Annotated in this window: 19 protein-coding genes, 1 tRNA gene and 1 riboswitch; of the genes, 7 read left to right on the top strand and 13 right to left on the bottom strand. The window is 57.5% G+C overall.

Translation table 11 applies throughout. From position 1 onward, the window contains the following. Positions 1–182: 182 nt before the first annotated feature. A tRNA-Glu gene (locus BQ9843_RS07525) sits at positions 183–259 on the bottom strand. A 154-nt stretch (positions 260–413) separates the two neighbouring features. Between BQ9843_RS07525 and BQ9843_RS07520 the strand changes: the two genes are divergently transcribed. Continuing rightward, positions 414–956 (top strand): biotin transporter BioY, encoded by a 543-nt coding sequence (locus BQ9843_RS07520; protein ID WP_075844509.1) that lies wholly within the window; start codon positions 414–416, stop codon positions 954–956. 107 nt (positions 957–1063) lie between these two features. Here the strand turns inward: BQ9843_RS07520 and BQ9843_RS07515 are convergent, their stop codons facing one another. Then, positions 1064–2083, bottom strand: a complete 1020-nt coding sequence (locus BQ9843_RS07515; RefSeq protein WP_075844508.1) for a hypothetical protein — start codon at positions 2081–2083, stop codon at positions 1064–1066. Beyond that, positions 2083–3165, bottom strand: coding sequence for a SirB1 family protein (locus BQ9843_RS07510; RefSeq protein WP_075844507.1), 1083 nt, complete (start codon positions 3163–3165; stop codon positions 2083–2085). The genes BQ9843_RS07515 and BQ9843_RS07510 overlap by 1 nt, the downstream gene beginning before the upstream one ends. A gap of 372 nt (positions 3166–3537) precedes the next feature. On the opposite strand from BQ9843_RS07510, the gene BQ9843_RS07505 reads away from it, so the two are divergent. Then, complete coding sequence (locus BQ9843_RS07505; protein ID WP_040221192.1) at positions 3538–4761, top strand: iron-containing alcohol dehydrogenase; 1224 nt, start codon at positions 3538–3540, stop codon at positions 4759–4761. 83 nt (positions 4762–4844) lie between these two features. Beyond that, positions 4845–5933, top strand: coding sequence for a glycerol dehydrogenase (locus tag BQ9843_RS07500; RefSeq protein WP_075844506.1), 1089 nt, complete (start codon positions 4845–4847; stop codon positions 5931–5933). Between the two features lie 203 nt (positions 5934–6136). On the opposite strand, the gene BQ9843_RS07495 is transcribed toward BQ9843_RS07500, so the two are convergent. The 10 genes from BQ9843_RS07495 to BQ9843_RS07450 form a co-directional block, all read right to left on the bottom strand. Beyond that, positions 6137–6568: a pyridoxamine 5'-phosphate oxidase family protein gene (locus BQ9843_RS07495; RefSeq protein WP_075844505.1), complete on the bottom strand. Its 432-nt coding sequence runs from the start codon at positions 6566–6568 to the stop codon at positions 6137–6139. A gap of 61 nt (positions 6569–6629) precedes the next feature. Then, the gene (locus BQ9843_RS07490) at positions 6630–7064 is read right to left on the bottom strand and encodes a pyridoxamine 5'-phosphate oxidase family protein (RefSeq protein WP_075844504.1); all 435 of its coding nucleotides are present in this window, start codon (positions 7062–7064) and stop codon (positions 6630–6632) included. 15 nt (positions 7065–7079) lie between these two features. Then, the gene (locus BQ9843_RS07485; RefSeq protein ID WP_075844503.1) at positions 7080–7877 is read right to left on the bottom strand and encodes an energy-coupling factor transporter transmembrane component T family protein; all 798 of its coding nucleotides are present in this window, start codon (positions 7875–7877) and stop codon (positions 7080–7082) included. After that, the gene (locus BQ9843_RS07480) at positions 7877–9685 is read right to left on the bottom strand and encodes an energy-coupling factor transporter ATPase (protein WP_075844502.1); all 1809 of its coding nucleotides are present in this window, start codon (positions 9683–9685) and stop codon (positions 7877–7879) included. Before BQ9843_RS07480 ends, BQ9843_RS07485 begins: the two co-directional genes overlap by 1 nt. After that, on the bottom strand, positions 9685–10272 hold the full coding sequence (locus tag BQ9843_RS07475; RefSeq protein WP_075844707.1) for an ECF transporter S component: 588 nt from the start codon (positions 10270–10272) through the stop codon (positions 9685–9687). Before BQ9843_RS07475 ends, BQ9843_RS07480 begins: the two co-directional genes overlap by 1 nt. Positions 10273–10277: 5 nt before the next feature. Continuing rightward, a riboswitch (FMN riboswitch) is annotated at positions 10278–10471 on the bottom strand. Between the two features lie 627 nt (positions 10472–11098). After that, positions 11099–11476, bottom strand: coding sequence for a DUF1667 domain-containing protein (locus tag BQ9843_RS07470; protein WP_075844706.1), 378 nt, complete (start codon positions 11474–11476; stop codon positions 11099–11101). Next, complete coding sequence (locus BQ9843_RS07465) at positions 11469–12746, bottom strand: NAD(P)/FAD-dependent oxidoreductase (RefSeq protein ID WP_075844501.1); 1278 nt, start codon at positions 12744–12746, stop codon at positions 11469–11471. The genes BQ9843_RS07470 and BQ9843_RS07465 overlap by 8 nt, the downstream gene beginning before the upstream one ends. Continuing rightward, positions 12747–14192, bottom strand: coding sequence for an NAD(P)/FAD-dependent oxidoreductase (locus tag BQ9843_RS07460; protein ID WP_075844500.1), 1446 nt, complete (start codon positions 14190–14192; stop codon positions 12747–12749). Between the two features lie 140 nt (positions 14193–14332). Next, positions 14333–15592 (bottom strand): IS21 family transposase, encoded by a 1260-nt coding sequence (istA, locus tag BQ9843_RS07455; RefSeq protein WP_195906639.1) that lies wholly within the window; start codon positions 15590–15592, stop codon positions 14333–14335. Positions 15593–15681: 89 nt separating this feature from the next. After that, positions 15682–16404: a DeoR/GlpR family DNA-binding transcription regulator gene (locus BQ9843_RS07450; RefSeq protein WP_075844498.1), complete on the bottom strand. Its 723-nt coding sequence runs from the start codon at positions 16402–16404 to the stop codon at positions 15682–15684. Positions 16405–16637: 233 nt separating this feature from the next. Here BQ9843_RS07450 and BQ9843_RS07445 point away from each other — a divergent pair, with 233 nt between their 5' ends. From BQ9843_RS07445 to BQ9843_RS07430, 4 genes are read left to right on the top strand one after another with little or no spacing between them, the layout of a single operon-like run. Further along, positions 16638–17357, top strand: a complete 720-nt coding sequence (locus BQ9843_RS07445) for a class II aldolase/adducin family protein (protein WP_075844497.1) — start codon at positions 16638–16640, stop codon at positions 17355–17357. 17 nt (positions 17358–17374) lie between these two features. Next, entirely contained in the window at positions 17375–17833 is a 459-nt protein-coding gene (locus BQ9843_RS07440; RefSeq protein WP_022386171.1) for a PTS sugar transporter subunit IIA, read from the top strand. A 56-nt stretch (positions 17834–17889) separates the two neighbouring features. Further along, on the top strand, positions 17890–18192 hold the full coding sequence (locus BQ9843_RS07435; RefSeq protein ID WP_075844496.1) for a PTS sugar transporter subunit IIB: 303 nt from the start codon (positions 17890–17892) through the stop codon (positions 18190–18192). 52 nt (positions 18193–18244) lie between these two features. Then, entirely contained in the window at positions 18245–19666 is a 1422-nt protein-coding gene (locus BQ9843_RS07430; RefSeq protein WP_022386169.1) for a PTS transporter subunit IIC, read from the top strand. Positions 19667–19756 lie beyond the last annotated feature (90 nt).

Raw genomic sequence — 19756 nt, 5'->3', positions numbered from 1 at the left:
TGGACGGCGGTGCGAGCCGATTGGGTGAAAAGCGATTCGTGCCGAGTTTTGCGACGGTATTGCAACATTTCATTGCGGCGCAAGTCTCAAGTGAAAACGGGCCGGCCCTGCCGGGTTCGAATCCCGGCCCACGGGCGGCAAAAAGCCCGCTACCGGGAGGGTAACGGGCTTCTCAATTCAAATGGTGCCCCCAGCGGGATTCGAACCCGCGATATCCACCTTGAAAGGGTGGCGTCCTTGGCCGCTAGACGATGGGGACAGCGCAGTTGAGTATACCAGATATCTCGTATGCGAAAAGCCTATCTTTCATGTAAATTCTTATTGTTAATCAGTTAACTTCTCGGGCAATGTGCCTTCAGCGAATATACTGTCTCCTTGCTTGTTCGAATGACCGCTCAGATCAAGGAGCTCAAATGAAAACTCAGCAGATTGCACGTGCCGGACTGTGTGTGGCGCTCCTGGCCGTTTCCGCGTGGGTGAGTGTTCCCCTCGGCCCCATTCCCTTTACCTTGCAAACCATGGCCCTGGCGCTCATCCCTGCCGTTCTTGATAGACCTACGGCTATTCTCGCAGTTGCGGTGTATCTGCTTTTGGGCGCCATCGGCCTGCCGGTGTTTTCCGGTTTTTCGGGCGGTGTTATGCGCCTTGTAGGCCCGACTGGCGGCTTTTTGTGGGGCTTCCTCGTAGGCATGATCGTCGCTACGACGCTGGTTCGCCTGCTGTCCCAGACCATGCCGCTCTTTGCTCGCGTACTCGCGGGCGATGTTGCCTTGCTCGTCATTTCCTATGTGTGCGGAACGGCCCAGCTCATGGTTGTCGGTTCGATGGGCGTGGCGCCTGCCATGGCGGCGGCGGTCTTGCCGTTTATCCTGCCTGATGCTGCAAAGCTTGCCATCGGTGTTGGCGTGGGTTGCGCTGTAGATAAGGCCCTTTCTTCGACACTTTCCCGCGCATAGTCATAAAGAGATGGAGCGTAAAAATAGCCCCGGCAGGATGTGGCATACGTGCCTTTTCCTGCCGGGGCTATTGTTTGGTCGTGCATGATGGCCGCAGCTGTTCGACCTTAGAATCCTTGACGGCGAGCGAACTCTTCGGAAAGCTCTTCCATGCCTTCGATTGACTGAATCCAGGCGGGAAAATCGGGGGTATCTACGATGATGCTATCTGCTTCCCATACCGCTTGGTGCGTAAGGTTCCAGGGCTCTTGCGGCTCGGGCCTTGTGGGCAGATACGGCGTGAGATAGGTGGGATTGAGCAGGAAGAACGCGCCGCCGTCGCAGCGTTGGGCAAAATCACGCGCCGCGCGACGGGCGTTTTTGCGCCGACCGAGCTTATACAGCAGCAACGTTCGGCCCAGCAGATACCAAGGAGACGACTCCAGATCTTCGCCCCCCTCGTGGACCGTGGCGAAAAAGCCGTCCTCGTCTTCAAGGCGGGCCTGTGCCAGCAAAATGGTGCCGACGGCGCGATTGTCGTATCCGCGCGCACGCATGACACGCCTGGCATATGTGATGGCGGCGCGATAGCGAGCGCTTCCCAAGCAGCCGGTCGAGAGCGCTTCGAGCGTATGGAGCCAACCGATCATCATGGGGCACGAAAGCGTGCGGCGCGCCATCTCGTCTTCGGAGAGCGACTCGTTCCAGTAGTGCGGTGCATCTGCATCAAAATCGGCAACTGTTGTGCTCAGATACTCACGCGCCTGCTTCTCAAGTTGCATGATGTCGCCCAAGCAGTTGTCGAGGGGGACATCGGCCAAAAGGGTGTTCAGTAGCTGTGCGTCGATGCAGCTGCGATCGGTTTCGATAATCTTGAAAAGCGAGAGGCGAATATCGTTAAAAAGCGCTTCGCGTTTCTTGTCGAATTCCTCGTCGGGAAGCTCTTCCAAGTGCTCGATGCCGTAAATGAGCTGCTCGCGAACGCGCGCATACGAAATGAGCGCCTGCGCTTGAGCGGAGGTGGCATAGGAGTCAGGATCTTGCTCTATGCGTTCGTGCAGTAAATCCTCCGCCGCAGGGGTGAGCCCCGGGTGCTCTTGCTCATATTCATACTGCAAAAACGCCGGAATATACTTGCGCGGATCCATTAGTTGTTACCCCGCTTTCGGGCGGCGTTTACCATCGCGGAAAGCTGCGCTACATCCTCATCAAGCGCCGACTGCACCAGTTCGTGATTGGCGAGCCAAACGGCGAAGCCGGCGTTTTCGGGTGCTCCGAGGCCTTCTTGAAGCAAGGGGGTCGCTTCGCTGATGGCGAGAATAAGCTCATCTTGGCTGCCGGGCATCACGTTTACACGTGCGTACAGCCCGTCGGGAAACTCGGCCTGATAGAACAACGCCTGCGATGTGTGCGGATAGGTGCGCAGAAGGAGGCGGAGCACATGACTCGCTCCTTCGAAATCAAAAGCTCGGTACAAAACGTTGATCTGAGCGAGAAGACTCCAGGCGTCCTGGCGCGGCTCGGACCTATCCGGGCGACGCGACTGGATAGGGGAGGCGGCAAACGCACGAGGGTGTTCGGCCTTAAAGGCTTTGAGATCGGCGATATCGCACTCCAGCTTGGCAAGGGCGAGCATCGCGGTGTAGCGAACATCAGCGGGGTCATCGGGAGCGATCTCTAGAAGATCGCGCGCGGCGTCGAGGGAAAGCTTGTACTGGCCCGCTATGAGAGCGCGGGAGGAAAGGGCGGCAAGCCAGCGAAGATAGGGGCGTTTGCCCAGGTCTTGAGCATATTCTTCGTCATAGGGATTGTCGGCAGACTCAACGAGTTTTTCGATATCGTGCTCAACTGCCGCGCGGTTATCCAAGAGATAGGAGACGTACTCGTCGTTTGAATTTGCGCATATGGCCGTAAGCATGCGACGAGCGTCCCAGTTCTTGGGGTCGAGCTCTACCGCTTCGCGCAAAATGGCCTCGGCGCGATCGTCCTCTTTGTTGATCTGGTCTTCGTCGGTGAGGAACGGCACCCGGTAGTCGGCAAGCTCTGCTGCCTTTGCTACCAGGTGGAACGAGCGGTCGCGGTCGGTTTTGACCAGCGCGTCCGGGTCTCGTTGATATTGGGTCATGCCGCGCTCGATAACTGCGGCGTTATCGAGCGGGTAGATATGCTCTCGACGTAAAAGTTCCAGGATGAGGCGCAGGCAGTCCTCCTGAATGGGATCGAATGCCATGGGCCACTCCTCTCCGTGTGTAATGGTCAAAAGTATAGAGCAGCGAAGCCGCTGCGCCAAAGGGCTATGTACCCAAGATGGAGATGTACAACACGCCGAGAAAAACTTACGTTTACGGAAAAGCGAAAGGCATGAACGGACATAAAGCCTATAATTCCACCGGAACGCGATGCGGAGCTGTTTCGAATGTCTTTTCGAAACCCTAACCGTAAGCGGAACCGGCCATGAGATGGGGGTAATATCCTCTTATGGTAAAGCGTTTGAGCACACCGTCGTCCGGTGCACTCGCCGCTGCTTTTGGTCCTTGCGGAGCCAATTAGGTGCTCCGTATTAATACAAGCCGAGAGGGGCTTGTCGATTTGGAGGCAAGGTATGGGACGTTTTACTAACCCGCGCGATCTGTATTTCGGTGAGGGCGCTCGCCACGAGGTGAAGAACCTCAAGGGCAAGAAGGCCATCATCGTTTCTGGCGGCAGCTCTATGCGCCGCGGTGGGTTCTTGCAGGACGTTGAGGCTGACCTCAAAGAGGCTGGCATGGAGGTTCAGCTTTTTGAGGGCGTCGAGTCCGATCCCTCCATCGAGACCGTCATGAAGGGCGCAGCCGCTATGCGCGACTTCGAGCCCGACTGGATCGTTGCTATCGGCGGCGGCTCCCCGATCGATGCCGCTAAGGCCATGTGGGTCTTCTACGAGTATCCCGAGGAGTCCTTCGATAACATCATCCAGCCGTTCAGCTTCCCCGAGCTGCGTCAGAAGGCTCATTTCTGCGCCATCTCCTCTACCTCCGGCACCGCTACCGAGGTCACCGCGTTCTCCGTCATCACCGACTACGCCAAGGGCATCAAGTACCCGCTGGCCGACTTCAACATCACCCCTGATGTCGCCATCGTCGACCCCGAGCTCACCTACACCATGCCTGCTAAGCTGTGCGCTCACACCGGCATGGATGCTCTGACCCACTGCATGGAGGCCTACGTTTCCACCTGCGCCTCCATGTTCACCGACGCCAACGCTCTGCACGGCATCCGCGAGATCGTCGAGTGGCTGCCCAAGTCCTATGCTGGCGACCATGAGGCCCGTCAGCACATGCACGAGGCTCAGTGCATCGCCGGTATCGCCTTCTCCTCGGGCCTGCTCGGCATCGTTCACTCCATGGCTCACAAGACCGGTGCTGCCTTTGAGAACGGCCACATCATCCACGGTGCTGCTAACGCTATGTACCTGGGCAAGGTCATCCAGTGGAACTCCAAGGACCCGCGTGCTGCCGAGCGTTACGCTTACGTGGCCAAGGAGATCCTGCACCTTCCCGGCGAGACCAACGAGGAGCTCATTGCCGCGCTCGTCCAGAAGATTCGCGACCTCAACGACCAGCTCAACATCCCGCAGTCCATCAAGGATTACGCGAACGGTGGCGTGAAGGTCGACGCCGAGAACCCGCAGATGGTTTCCGAGGAGGAGTTCCTCGCCAAGCTGCCCGAGATCGCAGCGAACGCCGAGACCGACGCCTGCACGCCCGAGAACCCGCGTGAGACCAAGGCTGCCGACTTCGAGAAGATTCTCAAGGCCTGCTACTACGACACCGATATCGATTTCTAAGATAAAATCCTAGGTGTTTAGCCATTACGAGACCCCTGCGCTATCGTGGTGCAGGGGTCTTTTTTGTGGAAGCGAGGGGTAGCATGCCAGTGGTATTTGGGGCTCCGGGACGGTATGTGCAAGGGCCGGGGGAGCTTGGACATCTTGGCGCTTGTGTTGCGCGTCTGGGCCGTCGTGCGTTTATCGTGCTTGACCCTGGGACTGATAGGCGCGTTGGACAGACGGTTGATGATGGTTTTTCGGCCTGTGAAGGCATCTCGAAGCCGGTGTTTCGCGTGTACGATGGGCCGTGCTCTGAACGTGCGTGCCGAGGCCTGGCCCGCGCTTGCGCACAGCTCAAGTGCGATTGCGTTGTGGGAATGGGCGGCGGCAAGATGCTCGACATCGCAAAGGCCGTAGCACACTACGCGGGACTTTCCCTTTGCGTGGCGCCCACAGTGGCTTCAAGCGATGCCCCATGCAGTGCTCTTTCGGTGCTCTACGACGATGGCGGCAGTTTTGACAAGTATCTGCATCTCGATCGGGCTCCCGACCTGGTGGTGGTCGATTCGGCCGTTATCGCGCATGCACCGACGCATTTGCTCGTGGCAGGCATGGGCGACGCGCTCGCTACGTATTTTGAGGCCCAGGCATGCAGGGAGTCGGGTGGCGAGAATGAGCTGGCGGGAGCTTCCGGCGTTGCCGCGACGGCACTTGCTCGGTCGTGCTTTGAAGTGCTTATGGCCGATGGTCTGCAGGCTAAGGCCGATGCCGAAGCGGGGGAGCTCACTTCTGCTGTTGAGCATGTGATCGAATGCAATATTCTTTGCTCGGGCATTGGCTTTGAAAGCGGCGGCCTGTCGCTCGCACATGCTGTTGCCAATGGGATTGCTGCACTTAAGGGCGTGCGTGTGCCACATGGTCTTGCCGTGACATATGGCTTGTCAGTGCAGTTTGCAGCGGCTGCAGCGTTGACGGGCAAGCCTTTAGGGGATGACGAGGCCCACGCTCTGGCATTTTGTCACGCTGCCGGTTTGCCAACGTGCCTTGCAGACCTGGGATTGGATGCCTTGCCCAAGGAGGATTTGCATTCGGTCGCCGTGCGCGCGCTTTCGTGCACGAGGAATATCGGTAATGTACTGTATGCGCTGGATGAGGATGCTCTGGAACGTTTTCTTCGCGCGGCGCGTTAGGGATGGCGGGGCGTTCTTGAGGCGATGCCCTTTGTTTGCGGGGAATCCGGTGAGCATCCGGGCGCTTAGGTCCCTGTTTGGATAATCGGGTGCTCGCCCTTTTGGATCCTACGTTCTATCAATTGCGGGCGCCCTCTCGTATTCCGTTTGGGAGACGAGAGGGCGCCCGCTGCATTGGAGCGCTGTCGATTGCGAAATTGGGTTTATGCAAGGTCGTCGAGCTTGACGACGCGCTCGCTGCCATCGATATCGCAAAAGCGCGCAGTGCCTGCCTCGACGCTAAAGAAGGCAAGGCGTCCGTCGTTGGCGCTGCTGTGGTGCTCGCCGATGCCGACCATATGCTTGAATCCTGCTTCGCGCACGGCATCGCTCACCTGGGCATCGTCTGCTAGATTTGCCGTGCCCGAAAGGACGATCCAGCACTCGCCGGGCTTCCAGCCGGAGAGCTCGAACTTGGGATGAGCTTCGAGCTCAAACCAAACATCCTTGTCGCGCGAGGTGCAAAACCAGAGCTTCCCGGCGTCTGCCATAGCAAACGAGAACGGACGCACGCGCGGTTGGGTGGGGTCATTAACGTCGATGGTGGCGAGGTACCATGCGGGTATGCGGCGTAGATACGAGACGATTTCGTCCATGAACGGCTCCTTTTTGGTGGTGAGTGACGGAATGTGACAAATTAAACCTGTCGACTTTTTGTCACATTAGAGGGGGGAGGGGCTTCCATTCGTCGTGGTTGCAGATCCAGGCTTTGGGGTCCTCGAGGCTAAAGAAGACGAGCGTGGGGTCGCATGCGCCATCGTAGTGTTCGCCCAGACTTTCGAGATGTTTCCATCCTGCTTCGCGAATCTCATCGGAGACGCAGCCGTCCATGCCGGCGCGGCCGCGCAGGATAAGCCAGCCGTGTCCTGGCCACCAGGCAGTAGCCTCGAGCAGAGGGTTTTGAAGCAGTTCTTGCCAAACATCTTTGGTGGTTGCGGTGCAAAACCAGAGCTTCCCGTCTTGCTTGGCGGCAAACGAGAAGGGACGCACATGGGGCTGATTGTCTATGCTCGTCGCAAGGTACCAGGCGGGGATAGACGTAAGGTACGTGAGTGCGGTGTCGATGCCGGAGGCGGCGGAGGAATCGTCCATAGGGCTCTCCTTCTGTTAGAGCAGGATAATGATGGCTGCGGCACAAAGGATGAGTGCGAGCATGAAGATGCCTGCTGCGACGTCATATGCGCAAAAACGCAGTGGGTGCAGGCGCGTTCGCCCCGCCTCTCCATGGTAGCAACGCGCATCCATGGCCGAGGCAAGCGTCTCTGCATGACGAAACACGCTTGCAAACAGCGGGATTGAGATGGAGGAAAGAAACTTCAAGCTGCCAATGGGGCCGCTTGCCACCTTTGCCCCTCGGCTCACCTGTGCTTGATAGGTCTGGGAGAGTTCGGTTGCAAACTGGGGCATAAAGCGCAGGGCGATGCCTAAGATCATGCCAATCTCATGTGCCGGGAAACCGACGCGCGCAAGGGGCATGAGCAGCTTCTCGACTGCCTGCGTAAGGTCGAGTGTGGTGGTGGTCATGGTGACAAGGCTCATCCCGCACATCATCAAAAACATGCGGCATGCGATAAAACAGCATGAATAGATGCTGCCCTCGCTAATCTGGATGAAGCCCAGATGAAAAAGGATCCGACCGCTCTGTTCGGTGAAGAGTGTAAGGATGGCAACGAATGCTACAAGCACCATGAGCGGCGCCACGGAGCGCACGGCGTAGTGCACGGGAATGCGCGCCAAGGCATACGAAATGCCAATGCCGATAGCGAGCACGGCGAGCGCCGGGAAGGTGTGCGAGGCCAGAGCGATGAACAAAAAGCCAAAACCGGCAAGCAGCTTGGTGCGAGGGTCAAGGCGATGGATAAACGAGCGCCCGGCGTAGTAGCTGCCAAAGGAGAAGGCTTCCATTACGCAACACCTCCGGCGGCAAGAGCAACGATGCTTTCGACAAGCGTCTTGGTGGAATAGAGGCGGCGACGGGGCAAGGGGATGCCAGCGTCACGCAGAAGGCACGCCATATGCTGTGGGGCGGGCAGTCCCAAGCCGATGGATTTGAGGTCGCGGTCGCTTGCAAAGACCTCGCGCGGCGTGCCAAGCGAGACGATGCTGCCCTTGTTCATAATGAGGACGCGGTCACAGTGGGTGGCGATATCCTCCATGCTGTGCGACACCATGACGATGGTGAGCCCGCGGGCATGAAGGTCATCGATGAGCTGCAGAAACTCTGTACGAGCGGCAGGGTCGAGGCCGGCAACAGGCTCGTCGAGCACGAGTACACGGGGGCGCATGGCGAGCACGCCGGCAAAAGCGCAGCGGCGCTGCTGACCGCCAGAGAGTTCAAAGGGGCTTTTCTGCGCAACTTCATCGGCATCAAGGCCTACGAGTCGGAGGGCCTCGAGCACGCGCTCGGTGACCTCATTGGCGGATAAACCCAGGTTTTGAGGTCCAAAGGCAACGTCTTCAAAAACGGTGTTGGCAAAGAGCTGATGTTCCGGGTATTGGAATACCATGCCGACAGTGGTCTTTGCCGTCTCGTTGACGTGCTTGTCCGCCATGCTGACACCTTGGAGCAGCACGCGCCCCTGCGTGGGATGAACAAGGCCGTTCATGTGCTGGATGATGGTCGATTTGCCCGATCCGGTGTGGCCCGCGATGCCGAGCATTTCGCCTTCGTGCACATCAAAGGAGATGTCGCGCAGGGCCCAAACGGCGTTGGGATCGTTGCCCCATTCGGCGGCTTGTGCTGCCGGTGCGTTCTTCTTGCGGCGTCGCGCTCGCTCGCGGGTGGACTTTTCGTAGCTGTAATACACGTGCTCAAACTGGATGAGCGGGGCAGCGTCACTGCTTTGCGGCGCCTCATCGCTCGCCGCGATTTCCTCGCATAAGGACGTTTCGATATGACGTCCCATGGCGGCGCGAATCTCGGTAACAACCGATTCTTCGTCAACATGGGGCCTGATATCCAGTCCGCGTCTTTTGAGCTCCAGCGCGAGCTGGCAAGCAAAGGGCTCCTCGAGATTGAGGGAATGCAGCTCGTCGGCGCGGGTGAGGATTTCTTCGGGCGTGCCTTCCAAGGCGATACGTCCGCGATCGAGGACCACGACGCGATCGGCAAGGGCCGCTTCCTCCATAAAATGGGTGATCATCACGATGGTCATGCCCGCATGATTGAGCTCCTGGCACACCTTGAGTAGACCATGGCGGCCGCGCGGATCGAGCATCGAGGACGCCTCGTCCAAAATAAGCACTTCGGGGTGCATGGCAAGGGCGCCGGCAATGGCTACGCGTTGCTTTTGTCCGCCCGAGAGAGCGTGGGTCTCGTGCTGGTCAAAGCCCATGAGGCCCACGCTTGCAAGGGCGTCCGCCACGCGCTGCGAAAGTTCGTTTGTGGGGACGCCCAGGTTCTCTGGTCCAAAGGCAATATCGTTTTCCACGAGCGTGGCGACCAGTTGATCGTCGGGGTTTTGAAACACCATGCCTACGCGCGAGCGTACGTCGTAGACCAGCTGCGGGTCGGAGGTGTTCAGGCCGTCGACCTCGACGCTGCCGCTATCGGGCACGAGTAAGGCGTTTAAGTGCTTGGCGAGGGTTGACTTGCCGGAGCCGTTTCCGCCGAGGATGCACAGAAATTCGCCGTCAGCAATGTCGAGCGTGATATTCGAGAGCGTGGGGACCTTGCCGTCGTAGGAAAACGAAATGTCTTTGCACGAGATCATTACTTGCCCTTAACCTGCTGCTTTTCGGGCGTGATAAGGTTCGAGATTGCCTTGTACACGGCAAGCGTCAGCACGGAGTTGAGCGCGGTCTTAATGAGGTTGAAGGGGATGATCGCCGGGCCGATGAGCGGCATGATGAAGTCCATCGAGGGATACCAGAACCACACGCCGATGGTGAGGTTGGAGACGATGGATGCTGCTGTGGCAAAGATGATGCCCAGGATAAGACCGGTCACGGCGCCGCGGAAGCTGTGGAGCTTCTTGTAGGCGAGCGCGGCAGGCAGGATAAAGAAGATCGCCGCCACGATGTTCATGAGGCCACCGACCCAGTCGCCCGTGGTGAGCGCGTGGATGACCACGGCGAGCACGCCAACGGTAAGGCCCGATACGGGACCGTAGGCAAAGCCGCAGACCATGGCCGGCACCAGTGAGGGGTCATAGCTCAAAAATGGAGCCGAGGGAAGAATGGGGATTTGCACATACATGAAGATCGCACCGATGGCGCACATGAGTGCCATGGTGACCAATTGTTTAGTCTCCCACCTGTTGGTGTTTTGAAATTGGATATGCGTAGACTGCTCAGACATGAGATCACCTGCCTCTTCCATCCGGACTCTAACCGTTGGCACCGGATTCTCACCGGATCGGCCTGCAGGCAACCCAATGCCAGCCAGGCTCGCGGGCTTATCGGATGTACACCCGGCAACCGTTGTCGGGGACGCGACGCGGGATTGCGCCGGCCGATTTACCGCCAGTGGGGAATTTCACCCCGCCCTGAAACAGCGACTGCATCGTAGCATCGTGGCCGTGCGCGTGGCAACCCGTTTGCGTTCCGTTTGGGCGGCAGGAGTTTCCAAAAGGTGCATAACATAAGGTGAACGGTCATTTTTTGACTGTTTCGAGCGTGTTTTTCGGGAACGGGGCTCGGAATCGTGTGTGTGCGGAGGGGTCTTGTGGCGGGACCTTGGTCCTTTGGGGATCTTTCCGTTCGCAAAAGGTTAGGTTGATAGCAAAGTTCCTGATTTCAGTAGCAGTCCGGCACTTTTTCAAGTAGAGACATCTATTTGGAAGGAAAACAGCAGGAAATAGTGCTTTCAAAAGGCGCTCTACTTGAGAAATTCGAATACTGGTACTGAAATCAGGAAGTTTGTGTTGTGCATGGCGATATTCTTTGCTGTAGACGTCTTTTCGCTTGAAGCCGCTGTGCCGCGCAGGTATCCACAACCTGGGCAATCGAGGAGAGGGGGCGTCCGCCCGCGTTCTTGCAAGGAAGACGGTCAATGAGGGTGTACAAGCAAAAGAAAACGGACGCGCCCGGGTATGGAGCCGCGGGCGCGTCCGCATGCACCTGGGGCGAGGGGAGAAGAGAAGGGTGAAAAGGGACCCTCGCATGCCAGATGGCTAGATCTTGAATTAACGGGCGCTGCAAGAGGCGACCACGTCCACTCCAGTATCACATACGTTTGCAAGTACGATATCGCCCATTTTGACGGGAGCGGTCACGCGAGCCTTGCGAATGGCATCCATTGCTTGTGCCTGCAGCGATAGGGGGATGGCTTCGCGCGTGCGCACGGGGATGAGGGGCTCGCCGGTATGCGCCCCCTCAAGGCGTACGGTCGAGGCGAGGACGCGCATGGGACACGTTGCCTCCTGGCGCCCAAAACGCTCGCCGCGTGGGCAGCTGTTGCCGGCGACGGAAACTACGGAGCCGGTCTCGTCGAGCGTTACCGTAAGGGGGCATTCGGATGGGCACACCGTGCAATAGAAGTCTTTGACCGTGCAGTTACTCATGGTCATCGTCCTCCTCGATAACGCTGATCTCGATGGATTCTTTTGCCGCGGCAGCAAGTTTTGCCGGTAGCGGGAAGGACTCCATGATGCTGGGGATAAACGAGCGCGGTTTGCCCTCGAGTGCAGTGGCACCATCGACGGTGATGCGCACGTGCGCGCGCGTGACGGGGCGGCGAACGCGGAAGAACAGTTTTGCGGCCTCCCCGCGCGTGAGGCGTGCCGGCACCACATAGCTGGCGATGCCTCCGGCGTTGATGGGGACACTCTCGCTAGTGGCAGCGAGCGTGCCCGCGGCATATGCGGCTGCGGCGGCGCCCGCGCGCTCTGCCTCGCGCGTCACGTTGTCGGCAAGATCATGTACATGTAGTACGTTGCCGCATGAGAAAATGCCCGGAACGGTGGTTTCGAGCGATTCGTCTACAACGGCGCCGCGCGTGCGTGGATTGAGCTTCACGCCAGCCGCAGCTGAGACCTCGTTTTCGGGGATGAGGCCCACAGAAAGCAGCAGCGCGTCGCAGGGAATTGTGTGCTGCGTTCCCTCGATGGGATGCAGCTGCTCGTCGACTTGCGAGACCTCTACCGCTTCAACGCGGTTTTTGCCAATCACACGGGTGACCGTGGTGGAGAGATGCAGGGGGATGCCAAAATCCTCGAGGCAGTTTTTGACATTGCGGTGCAGGCCATTGGCATAGGGCATGAGCTCGTAGACGCCCTCGACCTCAAAGCCCTCGAGCGCCAGGCGGCGCGCCATGATAAGGCCGATGTCGCCAGAACCCAGGATGACAAAGCGGCTTCCGGGCTTGAGATTCTCGATGTTGATGTAGCGCTGTGCGAGGCCCGCGGTAAAGACGCCGGCAGGACGGCTGCCGGGGATTTTGATCTCGGAGCGTGTGCGCTCGCGGCAGCCCATGGCGAGGACCACCGCATGGGCAGTGAGGGTTACCATGCCTGTTTCGCTCATGAAGACGACGTCTGACGTGCCAGACTCGTCGTCATGGTGGATAGAGAGCACCATGGAGCCCAGGTAGACCTTGATGGGGGAGTCTTCTACACGGTCGATGAAACGCTGGGCATACTCGGGACCGGTGAGCTCTTCTTTGAAATAGGTGAGGCCAAAGCCGGGGTGAATGCACTGGCGCAGGATGCCACCGAGTTGAGCATTGCGTTCGACGATTGCGGTAGAAGCGCCGGCGTCGGCCGCCTTGAGGGCTGCAGCCATGCCCGCGGGGCCACCGCCGATAACGACGACGTCATAGGTAATCTCGTTCATTTAATCATCGCCCTTCACGGGACCGAGGACTATTTCGGAGCCGGGGTTCTCTAAAAGAACCCTAGCAGGGGCTATACCCAACTCGCGGGACAAAATGTCCACGACGCGGCTTTGGCAAAAACCGCTCTGGCAACGGCCCATTCCAGCACGGCAACGGCGTTTGACGCCTTCGACGGAGGTGGCGCCAGGCGTGCGGTGGATAGCGGCAACGATTTCTGCTTCAGGGACCGTTTCGCAGCGGCAAACAATGCGCCCCCATGCGGGATCGCCCTGGATGAGCTCGTCTTGATGCTCAATGGAGGCAATGTCGAAATCTTCCGGTGCATGACGAATGGGGTTGAAATTTGGGTTTTGGGGCAGGGGAACTCCTGCGTTGCGAAGGCACTCGACCATATATTCCGCGATGGCCGGGGCGCTGGCGATGCCGGGAGACTGGATGCCCGCTGCTTGGAACAGGCGGTGCTGCAGTTTGGATTGACCAATGAAGAAATCGTTTGTATCGGTGATAACGGCGCGGCCGCCAGCGAATTGTCGAATAGATGAGCGCACGTCAAGAGACGGCACGAGTTTTGTGGCACCCGCCATGAGCTCTTCGATATCTGCAGCGTAGCAGGAGAGGTCGCCCTTTTCGCGCATGATGGCAGTGGATCCGATGAGGATATTGCCATGGACCGTTCCCATTACGACAACACCCTTTGTTGTTGGGGTGGGGACGGGATAGATGGGCATGATCGACTTGGCCGTGACGTTCTTGTCGAGAACCAACAGATTGCCCTGGCGCCAGCCGATTTCAAAATGCTCTCCGCCGGCCATGTCGGAGATGACGTCTGCGTAGCATCCCGCTGCATTTATGAGCCATTTTGCGGAGATATCTCCCTTGGGCGTATGCAGGATAAAGGTGTCATTTTGCTGTTCGATGCTGCGGGCAGGGGCGTTGAGCAAAAACTCGACGCCGTTTGCGGCGGCGTTTTCTGCAGCTGAGATGGCTACATCAAAGGGGTCAACGATGCCTGTATGGGGGCAATAGAGCGCCTGGATGGCGTCAGGTGAAGCCTGGGGTTCGAGCTCATGGATCCGTTCGGGACCGATGATTTCCAGCCCGTCCACGCCATTCGCCCGACCGTTTTCGAGAAGCGTTTGCAGGTGCGCACAGTCGCTTTGGGTAAACGCCAGCACCATAGATCCGGTTCTTTTAAACTCAAAGCCAAGCTCTTTTGACCAAGCGCTGTAGAGCTTGTTGCCACGTGCGTTCACCTTGCTTTTCATGGTTCCAGGCGCGGGGTCGTACCCAGAGTGGATAAGACCCCCGTTTGCTTTGGTGGTTCCGCAGGCAATGTCATTGGCTGCTTCGACAACGAGCGTCTGGGGCGAATAGCGCGATAGTTCTCGCGCTATGGCACAGCCTATGATGCCTCCACCTATGATGGCGATATCGCATGCAATCATATGGCCTCCAAGGTTCCCTTTGGGAGAATGTGGACATATTGTCTCACTGGCAATAATAATCAACATAAATCAAAATATGGCAATGAAAAACCGTTTATCTTCGGTAAATGGAAGGCGATTTCGGGGGGGGGTAATACGATCTATCGAAGATATATGTGCGAGAAACAATAAAAAACAAGGATATTCAACGCCATGTGTAGGTGCGTTGAATATCCTCGAGCTTGAAAAATGTGAAAATGAAGAGAGGGGCCGGTCGTTATCCGAGAAGTTCTGGAGTGCTCGTCTCCCTGTCGTCGTCGATGATGCTGCAGCCTTTGCTGCGCAGCGCCTCGTGCCATTTGGCGTCGAGGGGACGGTCGGTGATGACGGCGGTGATTTCGTCGAAGTCGCAGATGCGCACGAAGGACGTGTTTTTCACAACNGTAGCGGTGTCTGCCGTCGAGGCACGCGTCGCCGTACTTGTCGGTCTTGGCCGTGACTATCTTCGCGACGCGGAAGGGCTTCGCCGGCAGGTCGGCCATGGCCACGCAGTCCTCCATGAACAGCTGGCGCTCGGGCTCCCCTTTGAGGTAATGGTCCTTGCCGGCGCGATCCAGGCACCTGCCGAGGATCCGCTTGTTGTAGGCGGGCAGGCTGTCGATGCGGGGAACGGGGACGAACAGGTTGCGCCGGATGGCCCCGACGGCATTCTCCACGGAGCCCTTCTCGTGGCCGGAGTTGGGGTTGCAGAAGGAGAAGTCGAACCCGTAGTGGGCGGCGAAGCGCGTGAACGTGTCGGCGGTGCTGACAACCTGGCCGACCCTTCTGCCGACGCCCGTGGCGTTGTCAAACACCAACCGGGTGGGCACGCCCCCGCAGAACTCGAACACGGCCTTCAGGCCCTCGCAGACGCATTCCGACGTCTCGCCCCAGAAGCATTGCGCCAGCGACACGTTGGAGAACGGGAAGGTGACCACCAGGTAGTGCACCTCGCGCATGACGCCCAGCACCCTGAAGTCGCACACGCCGAAGTCGACCTGCCCCTCGCCGGGCGCCCATTCGAGGTTGAGGAACTCGTCTTTGGCGCCTTTGAGCTCGGCTTTGCGCTTCTTGACGTAGGCCTGGACGATTGTGTAGCTGCCGTCGTAGCCGCATTCCGCGACGAGCCGGTCGAATACCCGCTGGGCCGTGTGTCGCTGCTTGGGGCGCCGCTTCCTGTCCTCCGCAAGCCAACGATCTATCGTCGCCTTGAACGGGTCAAGCTTCGAACCGCGCCTCTTCCTGGGCTTGACCTGAGGGGAGAAGTCGTCCATGTCGCGGTATTTGCGCACCGTGGGCTCGGAGATTCCCTCCTCCCTGGCTATCTGGGCGACGCTGTCGCCACGGGCAGCGCGCTGCTTGATTGCTAGAATAGTTGACATGCCGATCATTTCCTTTCCGGCCTCCTTGAGTCGATTACCGAAGCAATGACTAAGTTAGGCCATCCGTTGGAGGTGGTCGGCGCCTTTGCTTATGAGGCGAAACAATCGTCGTGAAACCCGAAACTTTTATCTCGTGATTTCCTAAAAATAAAAGCTATCAAAAACAAGGACGTTTGGCCAAATTTAGTGTGGTCGACTACGAGATACTGCTTATCGGAGCGTTCGATCATCAGGTGACGGATGGACGCCCACTGGTCGGTTGACTCGGTGATGCCGTTGTTGATGGAAACGGTTCGGCACGAGATAAATGCCTTGTCAACGTAGTATTCGGCAAGGGCTCGTTGCGCAATCGTTCCAAAAAATGCCTGCTCTTTAATAGAAAACTCACCGCCAACGCTCACCAATCGAATGTTCTCGCTTTGGGCAAAGAGGTTCATGATCATTAGGTTGTTGGTGACTACCGTGATGTTGAGGTCGCTGAGGGCCTTGGCAATGTGATAACAGGTGGTCGAGTTGTCCAAGAAGATGGCATCGCCATTGTTTACAAGGTTGCAGCAGCGCTTGGCGATAAGCTCCTTCTCGTTAATATAGACAGCTTTACGCAGGTCAATGTCAATGAGGTTTTCGACACCGCTTTGAATGAATGCTCCGCCGTGGGTGCGCATGAGCACACCCTCCTTTTCCAGGGCTTTAAGATCGCGTCGAATCGTCTCGCCGGTTACACCGAATTGCTCGGCGAGTGCAGCAACAGAGGCGCTTTTTTTGGCGATGATGATTTCTTTGATTTGCTGTTTACGTTCTGCGGCGAGCATCGGTTTCACCTCGATGTTGATTTAAGTGCTTGCTAATCAATATAGCAAGCACAAAACAAAATGCCACGGTGAACTTCCTTTATATGGCCTTTTACCACTCAACTTGTAATTACTACCGTTTGGAAGAATGGCAAAACGCTCAGACTTGAACATGTTGACAGTGTGGAATTGGAGCATAGAATCAAATTAAATCAACACGAACCAACACTAAGCAATGGAGAGGAGTTGAAGGAATGGGTCTTATGAATGAGGTGCAGGCTCGTCAGGCCATTGTGGACGCCGGTACTGTGCTTTATAAGCAGGGCTATGTTGTGTCCAATGACGGCAATATCAGCGTGCGCATCTCTCCCGATACCATCGTCGTTACGCCTACGGGTGTTTCGAAAGGCGATATGAATCCCGACATGATGGCTGTCATGGACCTTGACGGCAACGTCATCTCGAAAGGCCTTCGTGGCCCGTCGAGCGAGGTAAAGATGCATCTGCGCGTCTATCGGGAAAACCCCGACGTCACCGCGGTCGTTCACGCACATCCCATCTACGCAACGTCATTTGCAATCGCGGGAGTGCCGTTGGACAAGCCGATTCTTTCTGAGGCGATGCTGCAAGTTGGCGTGGTGCCCGTTGCGCACTACGCAAAACCCGGTACGACCGATGTTCCCGATAGCATCGCTCCGTTTGTTAAGGATTACGCAGCGGTCATGCTTTCCAACCACGGCGTGCTTACCTGGGGCTCCGATCTCGAGCAGGCGCTCGCGCGCATGGAAGTGGTCGAGAACTACGCCAAGGTCACCCTCGTGGTGAATCAAATCGGTTCTGAGCGTGGTCTTTCTCAAGATCAGGTAGACGGTCTTGCAGACATTCGTCAGAACATGGGGCTTTCGCCCATCGTGATGCCCAAGGGCAACGCAGAGGTAATCAACGGGACCGACGTGATCCCGCAAGGCAACTAAGGATAAGGAAGAATCGCATGGTTCTGAGGAAAGAGCTCGTTCAGGTTCACCAGAAGTACGCCTCTCAGGAAGAAGCGCTTCGATCGATTGCACAGACGTTTGTTGATTTGGGCGTCGTCAAGGAAAGCTTCCCACAGGCGATTATCGACCGCGAGGCGGTCTATCCAACGGGTCTTCCTGCGTCTGAGTTCGATATCGCTATCTCGCACTGCGACAGCGACCACGTGAACGAGAGCGCCATCGGTGCCGTTGTTCTTGATGAGCCGGTCGAGTTCGAGATGATGGGCGGCATGGGAGATGGCCCGCTGAGCGTTCGCCTGATTTTCATGCTCGCTATCAAGGACCCCAAAGCACAGGTTCCTACGCTGCAGAAGATGATGGCAATCATCCAGAATCAGCAGCTTTTGAAGGATATTCGCGAAGCCGATACCGCAGAAGAGGCGTTTGACCTCATCGCTCCGGCACTCGCTGAATAGAAAGTCATCATGGTCGCGCCTGAAAGTGGGCGATCGAAAGGGAGAAAGGACGAAAGATGGCTGAGATTAGCATCCTCTCTGTTTGCGGTTCGGGGGTTGTAACCTCCCACATGGTCGCAAACAAGCTTGTCGAGATGTTTGAGGACGAGGGCTACGACGTCACCACTGACGAGTGCAACCCCTCCGAGCTCGACGGCTATCTGACCCGTGGCAGCTACGACTTCATCGCTTACTCGAGCCCCATCAGCGACGACACCCATGGCGTGCCCGCGTTTAGCGCTATGGGCCTGATTACCGGCCTCGGTGAGGACGAGTTCAAAGAGGAGGCCCTTGAGGCTCTTCACGCTGCCGGCAAGTAATTGCCCGCACTGACTTGCATTTACGAATGCTACTTACATGAAAGGGGATGGCATGGACGCATTCCTGAACGCCTTGAACATGTTCTTCACGACATTTAAGGCTGCCGTATTTGTACCTGTCTTTATTTTTGTTATTGCTTTGGCAATGGGTGTTAAGCCCAAGAAGGCCTTCTTCTCGGCCCTGTCTGCAGGCGTTGGCCTTGAGGGCTTCTCTTTGGTCATTGGCTCCTATAGCCCGATTCTGTCGCCGATTATCGACAACATGATCAACGCTGTGGGCATCAACCTGCCAATCGTTGACCTTGGCTGGCAGACCACCTCGATCATCGCTTACTCCTATCAGGTTGGTATGATCTACATCGCGGTCGCTATTGCTCTTCAGGTCATCCTGTACCTCGTGCACTACACCACGGTCTTCCAGGCCGGCGACCTTTGGAACAACTATTCCTACTTCGCATGGGGCTCCTGCCTGTTCGTTCTGACCGGCAACTTCTGGCTCGCCATGGCTTGCATGGTTGTCCAGCAGCTCTACACCCTGCTCTGCACCGAGGTTATCGCTAAGCGTTGGTCCAACTACTATGGTTATCCCAACTGCACCATCGCCTCCCTGCACACCGCTACCGTGGGCATCTTCGCCGTGCCGCTGAACCTGCTGCTCGACAAGCTCGGCCTGTACAAGATCAACGCCGACCCCACCGTCCTGCGCAAGAAGCTCGGCTTCATCGGTGAGCCCATGACCCTCGGCCTCTTCCTCGGCCTGTTCATCGGTATCGTCGGTGACTTCAACAAGCTCGGTGAGCTTGCTACCTGGGGCGAGATCACGACCTGCGGCATCGCAACCGCTGCCGTCATGGCTGTCTTCCCCAAGGTCTCCGGCATCTTCGCTGGTTCCTTCTCGCCGATCACCGAGGCCGGCAAGAAGAAGATGAAGGCCGCTGGTCACGCTGACCGCGAGTGGTACCTGGCCGTCAACGACGCTACCGGCTATGGCGAGGCTGCAACCCTCATCACCGGTATCCTCCTGATGCCCACCACGCTCGTTGTGTCCTTTATCCTTCCTGGCAACCTGGTTCTGCCCATGCTCGACCTCGTCGCCATCCCCTACATCATCCAGCCCTTCGTCGCTTGCTCTAACGGCAACATCCTGAAGTCCTTCATTGGCGGCCTGATCTTCATGATCGCCAACCTGTACTTCTGCACCCTCACCGGTCCTGCCTTCACCGATGTCGCTGTCTCCACGGGCATCGACCTGCAGGGCGCCACGATGGTTACCTCGCTCGTCATCCTTGGCCAGCCTGTCGGCGCCATCATCTTCCTCGCCTTCCTGACGCAGAACCCGATCATCATCGGTGCTGTTATCGTGGTCTACGTCATCTGCTACGTCCTGGTTCACAAGAACATGACCGCTATTCACGAGTTCATCGAGAACAGCGCTTTGAACCACACGACCAAGAAGGTCGAGGCTGCTGCCTAATTCAGCCTGCTTGCTGAAGTAGCAATGCTCTTGCGGCGGGCCGGACATAATCGCCGGCCCGCTTTTTTAAACCACTAATGTTAGAGAGAG

The sequence above is a fragment of the Collinsella bouchesdurhonensis genome (assembly GCF_900155365.1).
Classification (GTDB): Bacteria; Actinomycetota; Coriobacteriia; order Coriobacteriales; family Coriobacteriaceae; genus Collinsella; species Collinsella bouchesdurhonensis.
Note: the sequence above shows the minus strand (reverse complement) of the source record. Positions and strands in the feature narration are given on the sequence as shown.